The sequence below is a fragment of the Serratia sp. SSNIH1 genome (assembly GCF_002935055.1).
In the GTDB taxonomy this organism is placed as follows: Bacteria; Pseudomonadota; Gammaproteobacteria; order Enterobacterales; family Enterobacteriaceae; genus Serratia; species Serratia nevei.
Window position 1 is genome coordinate 3,223,735 of sequence record NZ_CP026383.1, and the last position, 18,844, is coordinate 3,242,578.

The 18,844-nt window shown below is 59.4% G+C and carries 14 protein-coding genes; 6 read left to right on the forward strand and 8 right to left on the reverse strand.

Going from position 1 to position 18,844, the window contains the following annotated elements; all coding sequences use genetic code 11:
• The first annotated feature begins 72 nt into the window (after positions 1-72).
• On the forward strand, positions 73-1,257 hold the full coding sequence (locus C3F38_RS15550) for a carboxymuconolactone decarboxylase family protein (protein WP_038880391.1): 1,185 nt from the start codon (positions 73-75) through the stop codon (positions 1,255-1,257).
• A gap of 43 nt (positions 1,258-1,300) precedes the next feature.
• Here the strand turns inward: C3F38_RS15550 and C3F38_RS15555 are convergent, their stop codons facing one another.
• A complete protein-coding gene (locus C3F38_RS15555; protein ID WP_025303008.1) occupies positions 1,301-2,206 on the reverse strand; it encodes a LysR family transcriptional regulator in 906 nt (301 codons plus the stop codon).
• A gap of 64 nt (positions 2,207-2,270) precedes the next feature.
• Positions 2,271-3,440: a serine-type D-Ala-D-Ala carboxypeptidase DacD gene (dacD, locus tag C3F38_RS15560; protein ID WP_038880393.1), complete on the reverse strand. Its 1,170-nt coding sequence runs from the start codon at positions 3,438-3,440 to the stop codon at positions 2,271-2,273.
• A gap of 282 nt (positions 3,441-3,722) precedes the next feature.
• Between dacD and C3F38_RS15565 the strand changes: the two genes are divergently transcribed.
• On the forward strand, positions 3,723-6,029 hold the full coding sequence (locus C3F38_RS15565) for an FdhF/YdeP family oxidoreductase (RefSeq protein WP_047730583.1): 2,307 nt from the start codon (positions 3,723-3,725) through the stop codon (positions 6,027-6,029).
• 15 nt (positions 6,030-6,044) lie between these two features.
• Here the strand turns inward: C3F38_RS15565 and C3F38_RS15570 are convergent, their stop codons facing one another.
• On the reverse strand, positions 6,045-6,899 hold the full coding sequence (locus C3F38_RS15570; protein WP_038880407.1) for a LysR family transcriptional regulator: 855 nt from the start codon (positions 6,897-6,899) through the stop codon (positions 6,045-6,047).
• 99 nt (positions 6,900-6,998) lie between these two features.
• Here C3F38_RS15570 and gloA point away from each other — a divergent pair, with 99 nt between their 5' ends.
• Together gloA and C3F38_RS15580 are read left to right on the forward strand one after the other, a co-directional pair.
• Entirely contained in the window at positions 6,999-7,526 is a 528-nt protein-coding gene (gloA, locus tag C3F38_RS15575; protein ID WP_047730582.1) for a lactoylglutathione lyase, read from the forward strand.
• A 187-nt stretch (positions 7,527-7,713) separates the two neighbouring features.
• Entirely contained in the window at positions 7,714-9,648 is a 1,935-nt protein-coding gene (locus tag C3F38_RS15580) for an exoribonuclease II (protein ID WP_047730581.1), read from the forward strand.
• Between the two features lie 65 nt (positions 9,649-9,713).
• Here C3F38_RS15580 and C3F38_RS15585 read toward each other — a convergent pair whose 3' ends face one another.
• Both C3F38_RS15585 and C3F38_RS15590 read right to left on the reverse strand, forming a co-directional pair.
• Positions 9,714-11,024, reverse strand: a complete 1,311-nt coding sequence (locus C3F38_RS15585; protein ID WP_047730580.1) for an MFS transporter — start codon at positions 11,022-11,024, stop codon at positions 9,714-9,716.
• Between the two features lie 29 nt (positions 11,025-11,053).
• Complete coding sequence (locus C3F38_RS15590) at positions 11,054-12,217, reverse strand: M20 aminoacylase family protein (RefSeq protein WP_055317601.1); 1,164 nt, start codon at positions 12,215-12,217, stop codon at positions 11,054-11,056.
• A gap of 385 nt (positions 12,218-12,602) precedes the next feature.
• On the opposite strand from C3F38_RS15590, the gene C3F38_RS15595 reads away from it, so the two are divergent.
• Positions 12,603-14,669 (forward strand): carbon starvation CstA family protein, encoded by a 2,067-nt coding sequence (locus C3F38_RS15595; RefSeq protein ID WP_047730578.1) that lies wholly within the window; start codon positions 12,603-12,605, stop codon positions 14,667-14,669.
• A gap of 57 nt (positions 14,670-14,726) precedes the next feature.
• Here the strand turns inward: C3F38_RS15595 and C3F38_RS15600 are convergent, their stop codons facing one another.
• Together C3F38_RS15600 and C3F38_RS15605 are read right to left on the reverse strand one after the other, a co-directional pair.
• A complete protein-coding gene (locus tag C3F38_RS15600; protein WP_080213356.1) occupies positions 14,727-15,953 on the reverse strand; it encodes a glycosyltransferase family 9 protein in 1,227 nt (408 codons plus the stop codon).
• 299 nt (positions 15,954-16,252) lie between these two features.
• Positions 16,253-17,134, reverse strand: coding sequence for a hypothetical protein (locus C3F38_RS15605; RefSeq protein WP_055317602.1), 882 nt, complete (start codon positions 17,132-17,134; stop codon positions 16,253-16,255).
• Positions 17,135-17,600: 466 nt separating this feature from the next.
• Between C3F38_RS15605 and C3F38_RS26870 the strand changes: the two genes are divergently transcribed.
• Positions 17,601-17,870, forward strand: coding sequence for a response regulator transcription factor (locus C3F38_RS26870; protein WP_370447789.1), 270 nt, complete (start codon positions 17,601-17,603; stop codon positions 17,868-17,870).
• Positions 17,871-18,142: 272 nt separating this feature from the next.
• Here C3F38_RS26870 and C3F38_RS15620 read toward each other — a convergent pair whose 3' ends face one another.
• Positions 18,143-18,838, reverse strand: a complete 696-nt coding sequence (locus C3F38_RS15620) for an IS6 family transposase (protein ID WP_047730574.1) — start codon at positions 18,836-18,838, stop codon at positions 18,143-18,145.
• Positions 18,839-18,844: the final 6 nt, after the last annotated feature.

The window sequence follows — 18,844 nt, forward strand, 5'->3', positions numbered from 1 at the left end:
ATGTTGACTCTTTGTCCAGCCGCCGCTGCCGCACGCACCGGTGGCTGTTGCTCATGATTAAGGATTGACCCTATGGAACGACTCCGTCGACAACATAATGCCCAGTGGTATCACGAAACCCAAAGCAGCGTGCGGGGCGATGCGCCGCTGGAGCCGCAGGCGGCTACCCTGCGCGATCGTTTTCTGCTGGGGCTGGGCGCCTTCGCCGATGAAGCGTTAAACGCTGCGCTCGGCGCCCGCGCCGGGGTATTCAACGCCTCGCTGGCCGGTTACCACGCCCTGTTTCCCGACCAGGTGTCGCTATCACGATACGTGACACTGTCACCCTATGATCGCCTCAGTACCGCGCTGACCGTCGCTCAGGTGACCGGCGTGCAGTCGCTCTGTAGCCACTACGCCGCCCGCCTCGCCCCGCTGCACAGCCCGGACGCCTCCCGTGAAAGCAATATCCGCCTCGCCCAGATCACCCAATACGCCCGCCAGCTCGCCAGCCAGCCCACGCTGATTTGCCGCAGAGCGCTGCAGCAGCTTGGCGACGTCGGGCTAAGCCCGGCGGATATCGTCACCTTTTCGCAAATCATCGGTTTTGTCAGCTACCAAGCGCGCGTGGTGGCGGGCATAGCGGCGTTGGCCGGCCGACCGGCGGTAGTGGTGCCCGGCTTCCCGAATGTCGAAGACGCCGATGGCGTCACCTTCAGCACCGAAGAGTTAAGCTGGACTGCACGCCTGCCGCCAATCGACACGGAAGCCGCCGCCGCCGAACAGCTTGACGTGCTGGATCAAAGCCACCCGCAGGCGCGCGCCGAATCTTATTACCTGCTGCTGGCGCACGATGCCGCCGCACTGCGTGAGCGCAACGGCGTGTTTAACGGCATCAATGCCGAAGGGTACGGGTTGTCGAGCCGATTGAAAGCGCTGGCGACGCTGGCGGTCTCGCGCATCAACGGCAGCCGCTACTGCGCGGCTACGGTGGCACAAGAGCTACAGGATGACGGACTGGCGCAGGCGCTGTTCGCCGGGCTGCCTCAGGGATTGGCATTTACCGAGGACACGGTCAAACGCGCGGTGATCCACACCGCCGCCGAGCTGACGCGCGCACCGGAGAAATTCACCCCGCAGAGCGTGCAGCCCTTGTTCAACAGCGGCCTGAATCAGGCGCAGGCGCTGGAAGTGATCCTCACCACCGCGCTCTACGCCTGGGAAAATCGCCTGCGCCAAACGCTAGGCGATGCCGAATCTTTCATCGCCGCCGACTGAAGACCGCTACGCGGCCTGATTACCGGCCGCGATACGCCGCGTTTTAGACATTCTGCTGACGCAGCCACTCGCTGGCGGCGTCGAAGAATTTTTGCGCCAACGGCGTGGCGCGCTCTGCCATATCGACCACCACAGCCGCATGACGCGGCATGGCGCCGATGGCCACCGGACGGCGCTGCAACGCTGGCATCAGCGGCGATTGCAGCTGGCCGCGCGGAAACAGCCCGCAGCCCAGGCCGACGAAAATCCCCTCCAGCAGTTGGAAGATCGAGGCAGTCTCAAGCCGCGTGTGCAACGTCAACCCGGCGTCGCGGAAGTGTTGATCGAGATAGCGGCGGAAATAACGCGTCGGCTCGGCCAGGCACAGCGGCAAAGCGGCAACCGCCTCCAGCGGCAACGGCGTATCGCCCACCAGTTTCGGGAAGTGTTGTGGATGAAATACCAGCTCGACGCCGGTTTCCACCAGCGGTTGCGATTGGAAATGCAGCTCCTTTAAGGTCGACAGCTCGAAAAAGCCGATGCCGATGTCGACGGTATGCGCCGTCAGCGCCTCCAGCAGTTGATCGGCGCTCAGCACCGCCAGCCGGTAATCGAGATGCGGATAACGCTCGCTGACCGCCTTGAGCATTTCCGATACCGAGATACTGCACTGCGGCACCACACCAAGGCGCAGCGTGCCGTGCAAGCCGTGCTTGAGCGACTCCACCTCCAGCTTCAGCCCCTGGTAAACCGAGACGATCTCACGGGCCCACGCCAGCACCCGCTCGCCTTCGGCGGTAAAACCGCCGAAATGGTTTCCGCGGTTAATCAGCGAAACGCCCAGCTCTTTTTCCAGATTTTTCAATCGCATGGATAGCGTCGGCTGGCTAACGAAGCTGGCCTCCGCCGCCCGGCCGAAGTGACGTTCTCGTTCTAAATTACACAAATAAATCAGTTGTTTAATATCCATAGCGCGGCTCAATGATCGGCATTCGCACCAGTATACCACCGGGCACCGTCATCCGCCCGGCGAGTCAGAGCTTCAGCTTCACGTAATCCACCAGGCGCGAGAACACGCCGCCCTGCGGCACCGCCTGCAGCGCCACCAGCGGCAAGGTTTTCACCACCTGGCCATTGTCGCTGATGCGGATCTCGCCAACGGTCTGCCCTTTGCCAATCGGCGCTTCCAGCCGTGCGGTATTGATCACGTACTGCGCCTTCAGCTTGTCCGCCTCGCTTCTCGGCAGGCTGAGCGACTGCTCTTGCGCGCTACCGACCGGTAACCGGTGATTCTCGCCGTACCAAACCGGCTCTTCCCCCAGGCTTTGGCCGGCGCTGAACAGGTGTACGGTGGCAAAGTCACGCAGCCCCCAAGTCAACAGCTTACGCGCCTGCTCCTCACGCCCTTTAGAGCTTTTGCCGCCCATCACCACGGCGATCAGGCGGCGATCCCCTTCGGTAGCGGAGGCAATGATGTTGAAGCCGGCCGAGGCGGTGTGCCCGGTTTTCAGCCCATCGACGTGCAGCGTCTTATCCCACAGCAGGCCGTTGCGGTTCTGCTGCGTGATGCCATTCCAGGTCAGCGACTTCTCGCTGTACATATGGTATTCCGCCGGTTCACTCATGATGATGGCGCGCGCAATCACCGCCAGATCGCCGGCGGTGGTGAACTGCCCCGGCGCATCCAGCCCGTGTACCGTTTCGAAATGGGTGTTCTGCAGGCCCAGCTGCGCGCTCTTCTCGTTCATCAGCTTGACGAAGTTGGCCTGGCTGCCCGCCACATAGTCCGCCATCGCCACGCAGGCGTCGTTGCCGGAATCGATGATGATACCTCGGCTGAGATCGCGTACCGTGACCCTGTCACCTGGCTTCAGGAACATCAACGAAGATCCTTTGAACACCGGGTTGCCCTGCGCCCAGGCGTCTTTCCCCACGGTGACGACATCGTCGAGGCCAATCTTGTGCTGGTCGAGCGCGTGGTCGATCACCAACCCGGTCATGAGTTTAGTCAGGCTGGCCGGGTTGCGCCGTTCGTCGGCATTGCCGGCAGCCAACACCTGGCCGGTGGTGTAATCCATCAAAACGTAAGAGGCGGCGTCTATCGCCGGCGGGGTCATGGTAGGAAAATTGGGCGTCGTTTCCGCCGCCTGCGCCGCTAAAGGCAGCAATATGCCGCCGATTACCACTGATACTGAACGCTTCACGCTGTGTTCCTCAGGCCCGCAGGCTGAATAAAATGCCAATATAATCCGCGAGATAGACTGCATGAATTCACTTTCAGACGAAACCATTACTCTTTTGCAGCGGGTGTCTTTATGCAACCATTTGTTTACGGCACCGCCCGCCGGCGATAGATGCGCTCTATGCCGCCATTGTCCCATTCGATTAGACGCCACCCCGTAGCGCCCCTAAACTTGTGACATAAATACGCAAGACGCATAAAAAAGCGTTTACTTTTTAGCTACAACCACCTGCGAAGTGTCACCATGAAATTCAAACCGTCAATCAAGCCTTATACCGGCCCGGCGGGCGGCTGGGGTTCGCTTGAAGCCACCACCCGCTTTGTCCTCGACAGTAAACAAACGCTAAAAAACATGCGCAACCTGATGCGCGTCAACAAGGCTCGCGGCTTCGACTGCCCCGGTTGCGCCTGGGGCGACGACAATCACAGCACCTTCAGCTTCTGCGAAAACGGCGCCAAAGCGGTCAGTTGGGAAGCGACGCGCAGCGCCGTGGAGCCTGAGTTTTTCGCCGCCCACAGCGTCAGCACGCTGCAGCAGCAGAGCGACTATTTCCTCGAGTATCAGGGTCGCCTCACCCATCCGATGCGCTACAACGCCGAAACCGACCACTATGAACCTATCCATTGGCCGGACGCGCTGGCGCTGATCGCCAAACACATCAACGGCATGGACAACCCGAACCAGATCGAGCTGTATACCTCGGGCCGTGCCAGCAACGAAGCGTCGTACCTTTATCAGCTGTTCGGCCGCATGCTCGGCACCAGCAACTTCCCCGACTGCTCCAATATGTGCCACGAGGCGAGCGGCGTTGGGCTGAAGCAGAGCATCGGCGTCGGCAAAGGCACCATCCGCATCGATGACTTCGAAAAGGCCGACGCCATCTTCGTGTTTGGCCAAAACCCAGGCACCAACCACCCACGCATGCTGCACAGCCTGAAGAACGCCGCCCGACGCGGCGCGCGTATCGTCAGCTTCAACACCCTGCGCGAGCGCGGGCTGGAAAGGTTCGCCGATCCGCAGGATCCGGTACAGATGCTGACGCCAAAATCCTCGCCGATCAGCTCTTCCTATTACCAGCCGAATCTGGGCGGCGATATGGCGGCGGTGCGCGGCATGGTGAAAGCCCTGCTGGAAACCCACCGTCAGCGCCTGGCCGCCGGCGAGCCCGCCCTGTTCGACCTGGCGTTTATCGAGCGGCACAGCGTCGGCGTAGAGGCTTACCTGGCGCAGGTAGACGCCACCGAGTGGCAGACCATTACCGCGCAGTCGGGCCTGAGCGAAGCGCAGCTGCGCCAGGCGGCGGCCACCTATCAGGGCGCCGAACGGGTGATCTGCACCTGGGCGATGGGCGTGACTCAGCATAAACACTCTATTGCGACGGTACGTGAAATCACCAACCTGCAGCTGCTGTTCGGGCAGTTGGGCAAACCGGGCGCCGGCCTGTGCCCGGTACGCGGCCACAGCAACGTCCAGGGTAACCGCACCATGGGGATCGACGAGAAGTCGCCGAAGGCGCTGCTCGACAGCCTGGAGCGCCACTTTAACTTCACCGCCAATCGCGCGCTGGGCCACAACACGGTGGAAGCGATCGAAGCGATGCTGCGCGGCGAAGTGAAAGTGCTGATCGCGCTGGGCGGCAACCTGGCCGCCGCGGCGCCGGACACCGAACGCACCGCCCGCGCCCTGCGTAACTGCGATTTGACGGTGCATATCAGCACCAAGCTTAACCGCAGCCACCTGGTGACCGGCAAAGATGCGCTGATCCTGCCAACGCTCGGCCGCACCGAGCTGGACATGCAGGCCAGCGGCTCGCAGTACATTACGGTCGAGGATTCGTTCAGCATGGTCCACGCCTCGGAAGGCATCGGCAAGCCGCTGGCGGAGACCCAACGTTCGGAGACGGCGATCGTCTGCGGCATCGCCGACGCGGTGCTGGGCACCCAGCAGCTGGACTGGCTGGAATTGGCCGACGACTATTCGCTGATCCGCGATCACATCGCCGCCACCATTCCCGGCTTCGAAGATTTCAACCGGCGCTGCGACCAGCCCGGTGGTTTCTACCTCGGCAATGCCGCCGCCGAACTGCGCTTCGCCACGCCGAGCGGCAAGGCTGAGTTCAGCGCCGCCGCGCTGCCGACCACCCTGTTCCCACAGCTGGGCAGCGAAAAAGCGCCGTTCACCCTGCAAACGCTGCGCTCGCACGATCAGTACAACACCACCATCTATGGTCTGGATGACCGCTACCGCGGCGTTTACGGTCAGCGTGAAGTGTTGTTCATCCATCCGGAGGATCTGGCGGCGCTGGGCCTGCAGGATGGCGAACGGGTAGAGATAGAAACCCTGTGGAACGACGGCGTGGTGCGTAAAGTGGACGGGTTCAAGCTGGTGAGTTACGACATTCCGCGTGGCAACCTGGCGGCCTACTACCCGGAAACCAACCCGCTGGTGCCGCTGGCCAGCTTCGGCGACGGTACCGGTACCCCGACCTCGAAGTCGATCCCGGTGGCGATCCGCCGCAGCGAACGGCAACCTTCGCTGCGCATCGCCTGAAAACGCGCGCCCGGTTCACGCCGGGTGCGCCAATATCCCCAGGATGGTCTGCAACTCGTCCGACAGCTGATGCCGTCGCCAGACGAAGTACAGGTCGCTCAGCCCCTCTTCGCCCATTTCCACCACCTTTAGCCCCGGTGCCGGCATGATCAGCGGCAGCAACGAACCGGGGACGCAGGCGACACCACAACCGGCCTGTACGCAGGCCGCCATCGCGGCATAAGATTCCATTTCCAGCGTCATGCGCGGTTTCAGCCCGCGCGAGGCCAGCCAGTGATCCACCTTCAGGCGAAACGAACATTCGCGGCTGAACGTGTAAAACTCCAGCGGCGCCAGCGTGGCGGCGTCGGGTTCCCCGGCATCGGCCGGCATCAGCAATACCAGCCGTTCATCGAATGCCTTTTGGCTGGCCAGCAGCGGATGTTCAATCGGGCCGTCGGTGATCGCCAGGTCGAGATCGCTGTCGATCAGCATGCGTTCCAGCACCAGCGAGTCGCGGCTCAGCACGTTGATGTGCAGATGAGGCTGTAAACGGCGCAGCCGGGCAATGCGCGCCGGTAAATGGCTGACCAGCGAGAAATCCAGCGCCCCGAGGTTCAGCAGCCCATGCTGATGCTCGCCGGCGAACAGCTGCTTGCTGCGCTCCGCCTGCGCCACAATGTCGCGCGCCTGCTGATAGAACAGTCGCCCTTTGGGATTGACGTACAGCCGGTTCTTGTCGCGGAAAAACAGCTCGCCGCCCAGCGACTCCTCCAGTTCGCGCAGCCGCAGCGTGACGTTGGAAGGCACGCAGTGCAGCTCGCGCGCGGCGGCGGCGATGGTTTTGCACTCCACCACGGTACAGAAAAACTTCAGCTGGCTCAGCTTCATCTATCATTCACTTTTAGTTAGTGTTTTAGTTAAAAACAATCACTTTAGATTAGCATCGATTTCACCTACAGTCTGCCGACACCCTGAGGAGGATCTCTGATGCCACTGAATGATCTACTGACGCTGCCCGGCGTGGCGGCCCAACCGGAGGCGGTAACCGACGGTTACGTGTTCAACCACACCATGATCCGCGTGAAGGATCTGACCAAAGCGCTGGATTTCTACACCCGCGTGCTGGGCTTTACCCCGGTCTATCTGGAAACGTTCGAAGAAGCCGCTTTTACCATCTGCTACCTGACGCGCAGCCCGCGTGAACAGATCCCGCAGGACGACGACGAGCGCAAACGCTGGGCGCTGAGCCAGCCGGGCATTCTCGAACTGACCCATAACCACGGCACCGAAAATCAGACCGATTTCCACTACCACAACGGCAACGGCGAGCCGCGCGGCTTTGGCCACCTGTGCGTCACGGTGCCGGACGTGCGCGCCGCCTGCGAGCGGTTTGAGCGCCTCGGCGTCACCTTCCAAAAGCGCCTGCATGAAGGCCGCATGAACTACGTGGCGTTCATTCGCGATCCGGATGATTACTGGATTGAAATCCTGCAGCCGACGCCGCTGCGGGACTGATCGCCACCCGCCCTTCACCCCGGCCTTCACGCCGGGGTTTTCCATCGACAGCACTCCGATTGACCATTCTTGCGCAAAATCGCGTGGCAACGCGGGGTTCCGTGACGTTAGGCTTGCTCGCAGCGGGTGATTCGCGTAAAACTGTCAGCCGCAAATCTTGCCACTCACAACCCATTCACTGGACGATATGTTTCAAGATAACCCGCTGCTGGCGCAGCTTAAACAGCAACTTCACTCTCAGACCCCGCGCGTTGAAGGCGTAGTGAAAGGGACTGAGAAAGGCTTTGGCTTTCTTGAAGTAGACGGTCAAAAAAGTTACTTCATTCCGCCGCCGTACATGAAGAAAGTCATGCACGGGGATCGCATTATCGCCACCCTGCACACCGAGAAAGAGCGCGAAATCGCCGAGCCGGAAACCCTGGTCGAGCCGTTCCTGTCGCGCTTTGTCGGCCGCGTGCAAAAGCGCGACGACCGTCTGTCCATCGTGCCCGATCATCCGTTGCTGAAAGATGCGATTCCGTGCCGCCCGGTGCGTGAATTGACCCACAACTTCCAGGCCGGCGACTGGGCGGTGGCGGAAATGCGCCGTCACCCGCTGAAAGGCGATCGCAGCTTCAACGCCGATCTGACCCACTTTATCACCGAAGGTGAAGACCATTTCGCCCCGTGGTGGGTGACGCTGGCGCGTCACAACCTGGAGAAAGAAGCGCCGGAAATGCAGGCTCTCAGCGAGCCGGCCGCTGCGCTGGTGCGTGAAGACCTGACCGCGCTCGAATTCGTCACCATCGACAGCGCCAGCACCGAAGACATGGACGATGCGTTGTATGTGACCGACAACGGCGACGGTTCGCTGCAGTTGACCATCGCCATCGCCGATCCGACCGCCTACGTCGAGCAAGGCAGCAAGCTGGACGATATCGCCCGCGTGCGCGCCTTCACCAACTACCTGCCGGGCTTCAACATCCCGATGCTGCCGCGCGATCTGTCGGACAACCTGTGCTCGCTGCGCCCTAACGAGCGCCGCCAGGTGCTGGCTTGCCGCGTAACCATCGCCGCCGACGGCGCGCTGGGCGAGGATATTCAGTTCTTCGCCGCCGAGATCGAATCCAAAGCCAAGCTGGTATACGACGAAGTCTCCGACTGGCTGGAAGGCATTGCCGGCTGGCAGCCGCCGAGCGATGCCATCGCGCAACAAATCACCCTGCTGAAGCGCGTTTGCGACGCGCGCAACGCCTGGCGCCACCGGCATGCGCTGGTGTTCAAAGACCGCCCGGACTACCGCTTCGTGCTGGGTGAAAAAGGCGACGTACTCGAGATCGTTACCGAGCAGCGCCGCAGCGCCAACCGCATCGTTGAAGAGTGCATGATCGCCGCCAACGTCTGCGCCGCCGTCGTGCTGCGCGATCGCCTGGGCTTCGGCGTGTACAACGTGCACACCGGTTTCGATCCTGCTCTCGTCGAGCAAGCGGTCACCGTATTGCAGGCCAACGGTGTGGAAGCCGAAGCCGAGAAGCTGCTGACCCTCGACGGTTTCTGCGAACTGCGCCGCCACCTGGATGCGCAGCCGACCCAGTTCCTCGACAGCCGCATCCGCCGCTTCCAGACCTTCGCCGAGATCAGCACCACGCCGGGGCCACACTTCGGTCTGGGTCTGGAGGCTTACGCCACCTGGACATCGCCGATCCGTAAATACGGCGATATGGTCAACCATCGCTTGCTGAAGGCGATCATCAACCAGCAGCCGGCAGAAAAGCCGCAGGATGACGTCACGGTGCAGCTGGCGGAACGCCGCCGCCTGAACCGCATGGCGGAACGCGACGTCGGCGACTGGCTGTACGCCCGCTTCCTGCAGGACAAGGCAGGTACCGATACCCGCTTCAACGCCGAGATCATCGACGTGACCCGCGGCGGCCTGCGCGTGCGCCTGCTGGACAACGGCGCCGTTGCCTTCATCCCGGCACCGTTTATTCACGCGGTGCGCGACGAGATGCAGTGCAGCCAGGAAACCGGCACCGTGCAGATCAAGGGTGAAGTGGTTTACCGCCAGAGCGACACCTTGCAGGTCACCATCGCCGAAGTGCGCATGGAAACCCGCAGCGTGATCGCCCGTCCGGCGGCCTGAACGCCCGTCTGAAACGGCCGCAACGCAAAGCGCCGACGGTGAAAACCGCCGGCGTTTTTTTTCGGCTAGCGCAGCGGCTCGCCGCCGGTTTCACGCAGCAGCGGCAGCACCGCCAGCGAAGCCAGCGTCGCCAGCATCAGATAGACGGCGGGCGCCAGCAGCGAACCGCTCAGCGCGATCGACTGCGAAGCGATGTACTGAGCGAAGCCGCCGAAAATCGCCACCCCGAGGCTGTAGACCAAGGCAAACCCCAGCGCCCGAATGCGCTGCGGGAACAGCTCCGAAATCATCAGCATGGTCGGCACCGAACCGAGCGTGGTCAACCCGACCAGCACCGCGACAATCAGCAGCAGCACCGCCGGATGCGGTACCGCGCTCAGCCACCAAAATGCCGGCAGGGCCACGATCAGAATCGCGATCCGCGACCCGCGGATCAGCGGCAGACGGCCGTAACGATCGCACCAGTGCCCGACCAGCAGACTGCCGCCGAAGGTGACGAGCCCCGCCAGCAGCATCGCGGCATAGCCGTAAGCCTGCGCCATCCCCAGGTATTTCACCGCGTAGGTGCCGAGATAATACATCGAGATGTAAGTGGCGACGGTGGCGCCGATGGTCAACATCACGCCGAGCACCACCGCCCGCGAGTGCTTGCGCAACTGCGCAGGCGGCTCGTGAGCCCGCGCCGCCGACGGCCGATCGCTCTCCAACCCGAGGCGCAGCCAGCAACCGAGCGGCGCCAGCGCCACGCCGATAAAGAAAGGAATGCGCCATCCCCACTCGGCCATGGCGTTCGGCTCACCGGAAAGCACCGGCAAGGCCGCGCTGAGCGCCAGTGCGGTGACGCCGCCAACCACGGTGGCGATGCCCTGCGTCGCCAGCGACCAGCTGGAATAGAAGCCGCGCCGGTTGGGCGGCGCCGACTCCACCAGCAACGACATCGATGCCCCCACCTCGCCGCCCGCCGCCACGCCCTGGATCAGGCGCGCCGCCACCAGCGTGACGGTTCCCCAATAGCCGGCGCTGGCGTAGGTCGGCGCAAAGCCGATCATCGCCGTGCCCAGGCTCATCAAGGAAATCGTCAGGATCATCGCCGGCTTGCGGCCATGGCGATCGGCATAGGCGCCAATCAGAATGCCGCCCAGCGGCCGCATGAAGAAGCTGACGCCGAACGTGGCAAACGCCAACAGCAACGCCAGATGCGGATCGCTGGACGGCGGAAAGAACAATACGCTGATGTAAATAACGAAGAAGTTATAAATACCGAAATCGAAAAACTCCAGCGCATTGCCGAAGGAGGCGGCGAATATGACCTTTCTGCCACCGGCCTTCGGGGTCGATATTATTGCCGCCTGGGTTTCAGCCGTATTTTCACTCATCATTACCTTCCCTGTTATTATTTTCGAGTTTATTTTAAATAGGCTTCCGCCAACGCTCCCCAATACTGGCTGCCGGCCGCCAGGCAGCCGTCGTTAAAATCATATCCCGGGTTATGCACCATGCAGCTGCCTTCGCCATCGCCGTTGCCGATGATCAGGTAGCAGCCCTGCGGATGCGCATCGAGCATGAAGGCGAAATCTTCACTGCCCATCAGCGGCCGGGCGCCGTAGTGCGCGCGGTCATCGCCGAACTGCTGTTCCGCCACGCGGTGGGCGAAACGGGTCATCGCTTCGTCGTTGACCAGCACCGGCGTGCCGTTAACGTGTTCCACCACCGCGTGAGCGCCGAAGCTTGCCGCCTGCGTCTCGATCAGCGCCGGAATGCGTGCCAGCAAGGTGGCGCGCGCCTGGCGATCCAGCGAGCGCACGCTGAGCTTCATCTCCGCGCTGTCCGGGATCACGTTGGCCGCCTCACCGGCCTTGATGCTACCGACGGTGATCACCGCCGCCTCCAGCGGATCGATATTGCGCGAAACGATGCTCTGCAGCGCGACGGTGATATGCGAAGCCACCAGCACCGGATCGACCGTCAGCTGCGGAATGGCACCGTGGCCGCCGCGCCCCTGCACCCGCACGTTGAACTGATCCATCGAGGCCATAAACGGGCCGTGCTGGAAGAAGAATTCGCCGAGCGGCATCCCCGGCATGTTGTGCATGGCGAAGATGGCGTCGCAGGGGAAACGCTCGAACAGCCCCTGTTCCACCATGCGCGCGCCGCCGTTCAGCATCTCTTCCGCCGGCTGGAAAATCAGATGCAGCGTGCCGTTGAAGTTGCGCGTTTGCGCCAGGTAACGAGCGGCACCGAGCAGCATGGTGGTGTGACCGTCATGGCCACAGGCGTGCATGCGGTTGGCCACGCTGCTGCTCCAGGGCTTGCCGTTGTTCTCCTCGATCGGCAAGGCGTCCATATCGGCGCGCAGCCCGAGGCGTTTAACGCCATCGCCCACCCGCAGCGTGCCCACCACGCCGGTGCCCGCCAATCCGCGGTGCACCTCATAGCCCCACGAATTCAGATAATCCGCCACCAGATCGCTGGTGCGAAACTCTTCGAAACCCAGTTCAGGGTGTTGATGAATATCGTGCCGAATGGCCGTGAGCTGCGGTAAATACCCTTCGATGATTTCATTTATCATAATTAAATTCCTTTCGTGACTTTATTATTTATTTTATGAATGATTAAACCTGCGGGTTGAAATAAAGGTATAACACGGCACGGATGATTTTATTTCGGCACGCCTCGACAGATAAAATAATAATTCGCCAGACGCCGTACCCTGATAAAAAACGACGATGATTCGCTGTACGCGCCGTGAAAATGCAGAATGAATAACTGCCGGGGATTGCGTGGGCGGCAGCCTGCGCCAACGCGGTTTCATCACGTTGTTTTTACACTAAAACCCCACCTGCTTCACATTTCTCATCCGACCTGCCGCAGTTCGGCGGCAAAACTTCTACTGTTAAAACGTCATTCCTAATAACAACGTCGATTTTTACCTCTGTACGCCAAGGAGTTGTTTCATGAAAAACATCAGGTCAGGACTTATCTGGCTGCTGGTGGCGTTGGTCGGCGCCTTCGCCTTCGCCATGCTGGCGCTCAGCCGCGGCGAACATGTCAACGCCGTTTGGCTGGTGGTCGCCGCCGTCGCCTGCTACAGCATCGCCTATCGCTTCTACAGCAGGTTCATTGCCGACAAGGTCTTTGAACTGGACGACCGCCGTCTGACCCCGGCAGAACGTCACAACGACGGCCTGGACTATGTGCCCACCAACAAATGGGTGCTGTTCGGCCACCACTTTGCCGCCATCGCCGGCGCCGGGCCGCTGGTGGGGCCGATTCTGGCCGCGCAGATGGGCTTCCTGCCGGGAACCATCTGGATCCTGGTCGGCGTTATGCTGGCCGGCGCGGTGCAGGATTTCCTGGTGCTGTTCATCTCCACACGCCGCGACGGACGTTCGCTGGGGGAAATGGCCAAGCAAGAGCTGGGTGCATTCGCCGGGGTGATCACCATGCTCGGCGCGCTGGGGGTGATGATCATCATCCTGTCGGCGCTGGCGCTGGTGGTGGTAAAAGCCTTGGCCGACAGCCCGTGGGGGCTGTTCACCATCGCCGCCACCATCCCGATCGCCCTGTTCATGGGCATCTACATGCGCTTTATCCGCCCGGGCAAGATCGCTGAAATTTCGGTGATTGGCTTCGTGCTGATGCTGCTGGCGATCATTTACGGTGGCAACGTGGCGCAAGATCCTTACTGGGGGCCGTTCTTCACGCTGCACGGCACCACCCTGACCTGGGTGCTGGTGATCTACGGCTTCGTCGCTTCGGTGCTGCCGGTATGGCTGCTGCTGGCGCCGCGCGACTACCTTTCCACCTTTATGAAAATCGGCGTCATCATCGGCCTGGCCATCGGCATCGTCTTCGCCATGCCGGAGATGAAAATGCCGGCGGTCTCGCGCTTCATCGACGGCAGCGGCCCGGTGTTCGCCGGCGCCCTGTTCCCGTTCCTGTTCATCACCATCGCCTGCGGCGCCATTTCCGGCTTCCACGCGCTGGTCTCCAGCGGCACCACGCCCAAGCTGGTGGAACGTGAAAGCCACATCCGCTTTATCGGTTACGGCGCCATGCTGATGGAGTCTTTCGTCGCCATCATGGCGTTGATCTGCGCCTCGGTGCTGGATCCGGGCGTCTACTTCGCCATGAACTCGCCGGCGGCGCTAATCGGCACCACGGTGGAAAATGCTTCGCAGGTCATTAACAGCTGGGGCTTTATCGTCACGCCGGAAACGCTGGCGCTGATCGCCAAAGAGGTAGGTGAGAACTCCATCCTGTCGCGCGCCGGCGGTGCCCCAACCTTCGCCGTGGGCATGGCGCACATCATCAGCGAGGTGTTCAACAGCCGGGCGATGATGGCCTTCTGGTATCACTTCGCCATTCTGTTCGAAGCGCTGTTCATTCTGACCGCCGTCGACGCCGGCACCCGCGCCTGCCGCTTTATGGTGCAGGATCTGGTGGGCGTGGCGGTGCCGCAGCTGGCCAACAACCGTTCCTGGTTCGGCAATCTGGCGGGCACCACGGTGGCGGTGGCCGGCTGGGGCTTCTTCGTGTATCAAGGCGTGGTCGATCCGCTCGGCGGCATCAATACCCTGTGGCCGCTGTTCGGCATCGGCAACCAGATGCTGGCGTCAATGGCGCTGATCCTCGGCACCGTGGTGCTGTTCAAGATGAAAAAACAGCGTTACGCCTGGGTGACTATTCTGCCGACCGCCTGGCTGTTCGTGACCTCCATGACCGCCGGCTGGCAGAAGATCTTCCATGAGAAACCGAGCATCGGCTTCCTGGCGCAGGCGAAGAAATTCTCCACCGGCATCGAGCAAGGCACGATCATTGCGCCGGCCAAGTCGCTGAAAGACATGGAAACCATCGTATTCAGCAACCAGATCAACGCCGCGCTGTGCGGGTTCTTCATGCTGGTGGCGGTGACCATGCTGATCGCCGCCTTCTTCGCGATCCGCCGGGCGCTGCGCGCCGAACAGCCGACGGCGCATGAGGTCAGCGCCGCGCTGCGAGAGGAGACCGGCCGCAGCTGAGTCCGAGTTCAAGATAAACGGCCGGCCTCTGAGCAGAAACGCTGAGAGGCTGGGCCGTTATCCAACGGGCAATATTGCGTTATCGGCGGCATCCGCTTCATCGTTCAACGAACTGCCACGGTATTTTATCTCTCGTCCACCGAACAGGTCTTTTCGACCGATCTCATGCAATATAAGCTCCGGAACATTATCCACATCCGCTATTTTTCTGCTGTTAACAATAATCTGCCTCGCATTTTCATACCCGGGCCCCCACAAATCATTATTATCCGTTACGTTTTTGTAAACACAAATCAACGTTTTATTCCATGCGGCAGAAATATGTACGATCGACGTATCTGGGGATATAACTACATCAACCTCTCTAATCAATGCCATGACATGATGCAGTGAATTAAATGGATTTATAACAACACTATCCGAAAGGGATATATCCAGTTCTTTTCGATGATCAAGAATAATTACTTTTATATTGAACGATGCTTTATTAAGCATCTCAACAAGTCGGGAGAGTTGTTCTTTAGATAGGTTTCTCTCTGGACTCCCAGTGAAAGCATTAATTATAACCGTAACTTTATCATTCCAACCACTTAAATACCCCCTTACTTCAAAAGCTATATCATCTGGGATATGCAGGTCATAGGCACGACTATTTTTAAGATTAATCCCTACGGCATGGGCAACCAAAGCAATGGCTTTAGTCACGTGCTCCTTACCATTTTCAAATGAAATAGATTTGCTGTAATGGTTAATGCAATTCCATTTATTAAGACCAAGAACAAACCTTGCGTTTATATCGCTAAAAAGCATCATCCTATGTACCGGAGTATCAAACAAGCAAAGATCGACCACAAGGTCATAGTTATTCCCCCTCAACTTTTCAACCGTTGATTTCGCAACGGTATGAGTGAATCTTTTCAAGAAAACTTCATTATTACAATCCTCTGCCTCGTAGATATTCCTGACATAGGGGTTATGTTCCATCACCACGCTACTTGATTTTGTGAGCAATAAATCCACTGTATAACCCGACTCACAAAGACATTTCACTAGCGGCGTCGTAACCACAACATCTCCTACGGTCCCTTCATTGCGAAGGAGCAATACGGTTTTGACCGATTTGATATCAAACACACTTTTTCTACGCTTATCCCAGATAAGCTTTGCAATATAAATCTTAATGTTCAGCTTTACTTTCTTGAAATAATAATTGCGCCTCCTGTTCCATTCTCTTATTTTTCTGAATCGCCCTGTTGAGATGGAAACATCCAAATCCTTATGCATAACACACTCCATTAATTTTAATAAACAAAAGCCAATATCAAGAAGAAACCGTATGAAATTTACGTAGTAATTAATCTTTTTCGGTTGCCACAACAAGAAAATTTCCATGCGGAATTATTACCCACTACTTATCCACCCACTGCGAGAAATAATAATTCACCCATAAAATGATTACTCCAAAACACATTCACCATTTTTATCGTATCCAGGCGAGAATAATATCAATCACCTTGCCGAGGATTTAACCGTGACATGTTATCGCGTGGGTGAGTTACTTTACCACCAACATCGATGGCTGCCTAGACAGGTATTTCAGAGAAAGGATGCTTAATCTTAATTACAATTACGTTTATTTCCATACGTTCATCCAAGACATAACCCAGGTAGAAATAGATCTGAATTTTCCGACCAACCTGCTGTTTCTCGCTTTCACTCAGCTGCTGCGCCGTCTTGCCCGGGAACAGCTGGCCGGCAATGTAGCGCGCCGCCAATTCACCGCCACCCGCGCCCAGCCCCCCGGCAGCAGCCGACTGGTTGTTCAACTGCGCTGTCACTGCGCCCAGCACTGCATGCGCCATGGCGTTGGCCGCGACGTTGACCTCTTTCGTCTGCGGGTCGGTAGTCATCTCCTTGATTTTTGTTGCCAGGTACGGCGAAGCACCGCTCGCCAGCGCACCCGCCAGGTTATTGCCCGCCAGCGCCGTCAACGCCCCCGTCACCGCCTGCGCCGCCTTCTGCAGGTCGCTGCCGGTGCCGTATTGCCGCATCGCGTTGTCGTACGCCTGCTTCATCACCGCCGCATCGTTCGTCGGTTTACCGCTCTTCTCAAGCTGCTCCCTGGCCTGCGCCAGCGCCGCCGGGTCTTTCTGCGCCTTCAGCCCGGCGATATCGCCCTGCGTGCGGATGACGTCCATCGTCTGGCCGCCAATCTCTCCTATCAACTGCGCCTGCTTGAGCCGGTTTTGCTCCTTCTGCTTGTTGAATATCGGGCTGATGCTGCCGTCGTTGGCGCTATCCGGATCACGGTTTAGCTGCGCCACATCCTGCTGCTGTTTGTCTTTGTCGCGAACTATCAGCGTACCCTCACTGACGCCGGCCTTCGTCGCGCCCTCGGCATGCCCGCTGTGGTTGGCACCCGACAGCATGCCGCCGGCCATGTTGGTCAGCAGGTCTTTGCCCACCGGTCCGCCGGTACTGAAGCTGCCGCCGCTGTGCGTCGCGCTGTAGTCCGCCTGGTTGTGGATGTCCGTCCAGCCAACGCGCCAGTTCCCACCAGAACGTCAGGAAGTTCAGCGCAAACACCACGAACGTCACGGTAATCACCATCGTTATCCTCGTGGCCGACAGCTATTTTGCCCTGGGGTTGGAAGCGCTGCTTTACCACTACTTTACGCTCAGGTGTATACCGGTGCGCTTTTTACCCGAACAGTGCAGCGGCGAGGCGCAGCTGCTCTTTCAAAGTAAGGGTGTCAGCCGCAGCAGGCAGTTTTGTCGTCAGTATCATTTGGGTCACCGGCAACGGGTTATCACCGTGCTGGACACCCCGCGGCCCGTTATTACCAGCCGCCCCAACAGCCCTGCCTGAGCGAACAGAGTGTGATAGAGCACCACATCGGCGTAAAGGCCTTGCTGCTGGATGTTGAACGGGTGCTGGCACTCCCTGCCGAGCCCCCCCCCCCCGCACAACAGTGCCCCCGCTGCGCCCGGGCACTGACGCGACGCGAGTGGCAGGTACTGACGCTCCTGAGGTGCCAGCAGTCCGTCGGGGATATCGCCCGGCATCTGGGACTCAGTCCCAAGACGGTTTATACCTACAAACGCTGCACCATGCACAAACTGGGTTTTACCCGTAACACCGAGCTGTATCACTGGCTGATTAACTGTGGCCTGGACACTGAGAGAAAGGAAATTGCATGACTGCCCCCCACACTGCTGTTTACCGCATCACGCTACTGACCCTGTTCATCTACAGCACCTTCGCGCTGAGCGGATGCGGCGGTAAGCGCCCGGAATGACCGCAACAACCGGGAAAGCCCAACCAGACCGGGAAGCGGAGCGCCTGAGTCAATGCCAAAAAGAACTCGCCGCTCTCAAACTCATCGCGCCGGCACAACACCAGGCATTAAGCCAGGAATTTGGTTGTGTCGCGTTAACGGCGGCAAGTTAGCAAAAGGGGGGGGGCCGGTTATTTAGGCAGCCAACAAATAGAATTGTTCCACGGGTGACAATCCATCATGTTGTGGATGTTGATATTGTCCTTTGCGTATCATGTGGAGCAGTTCGATCCCGGCCAGCAGCGTCTGTGCACGGCGAAACGATTTGAATCTCAGCATCTGTCGTATCCGGCGTTTGATATTGCGGTGATCTTGCTCAACTAAGTTGTTCAGATACTTGCTTTGCCTGACGGTGATGCTTTCTTCAGCCGGCTTGTCGGCATTGAGCGTTGCCAGGGCGGCGGTATTGGCGCCGCTTTTATCGATCGTCACCACTTCAGGTTCGCCGTGGTGACGGATGGCCTTGCGAAAGAAACGCAGTGCGGCGGCGGCATCCCGTTTGGCGATCAACACAAAGTCTATGGTCTGCCCCGTGCTGTCGACGGCATGGTATAGATATTTCCACTGCCCTCTGACTTTGATGTAGGTTTCGTCCATGCGCCAGCGGCACCCCACGGCACGTTTATGTCGGCGAAATGCCTTATCCAGTAACGGCACCAGACGGATGACCCAACGATGGAGCATGGAATGGCCAACAACAATACCGCGCTCCGCCATCATTTCTTCCAGATTACGCAGGCTCAAGGCATAGGCCAGATACCAGCGAACACACTGGGCGATAATATCGACGGGATAATGCAGCCGCCGGAAGGCTTTTCGGATCAAGGGCATGGTCAG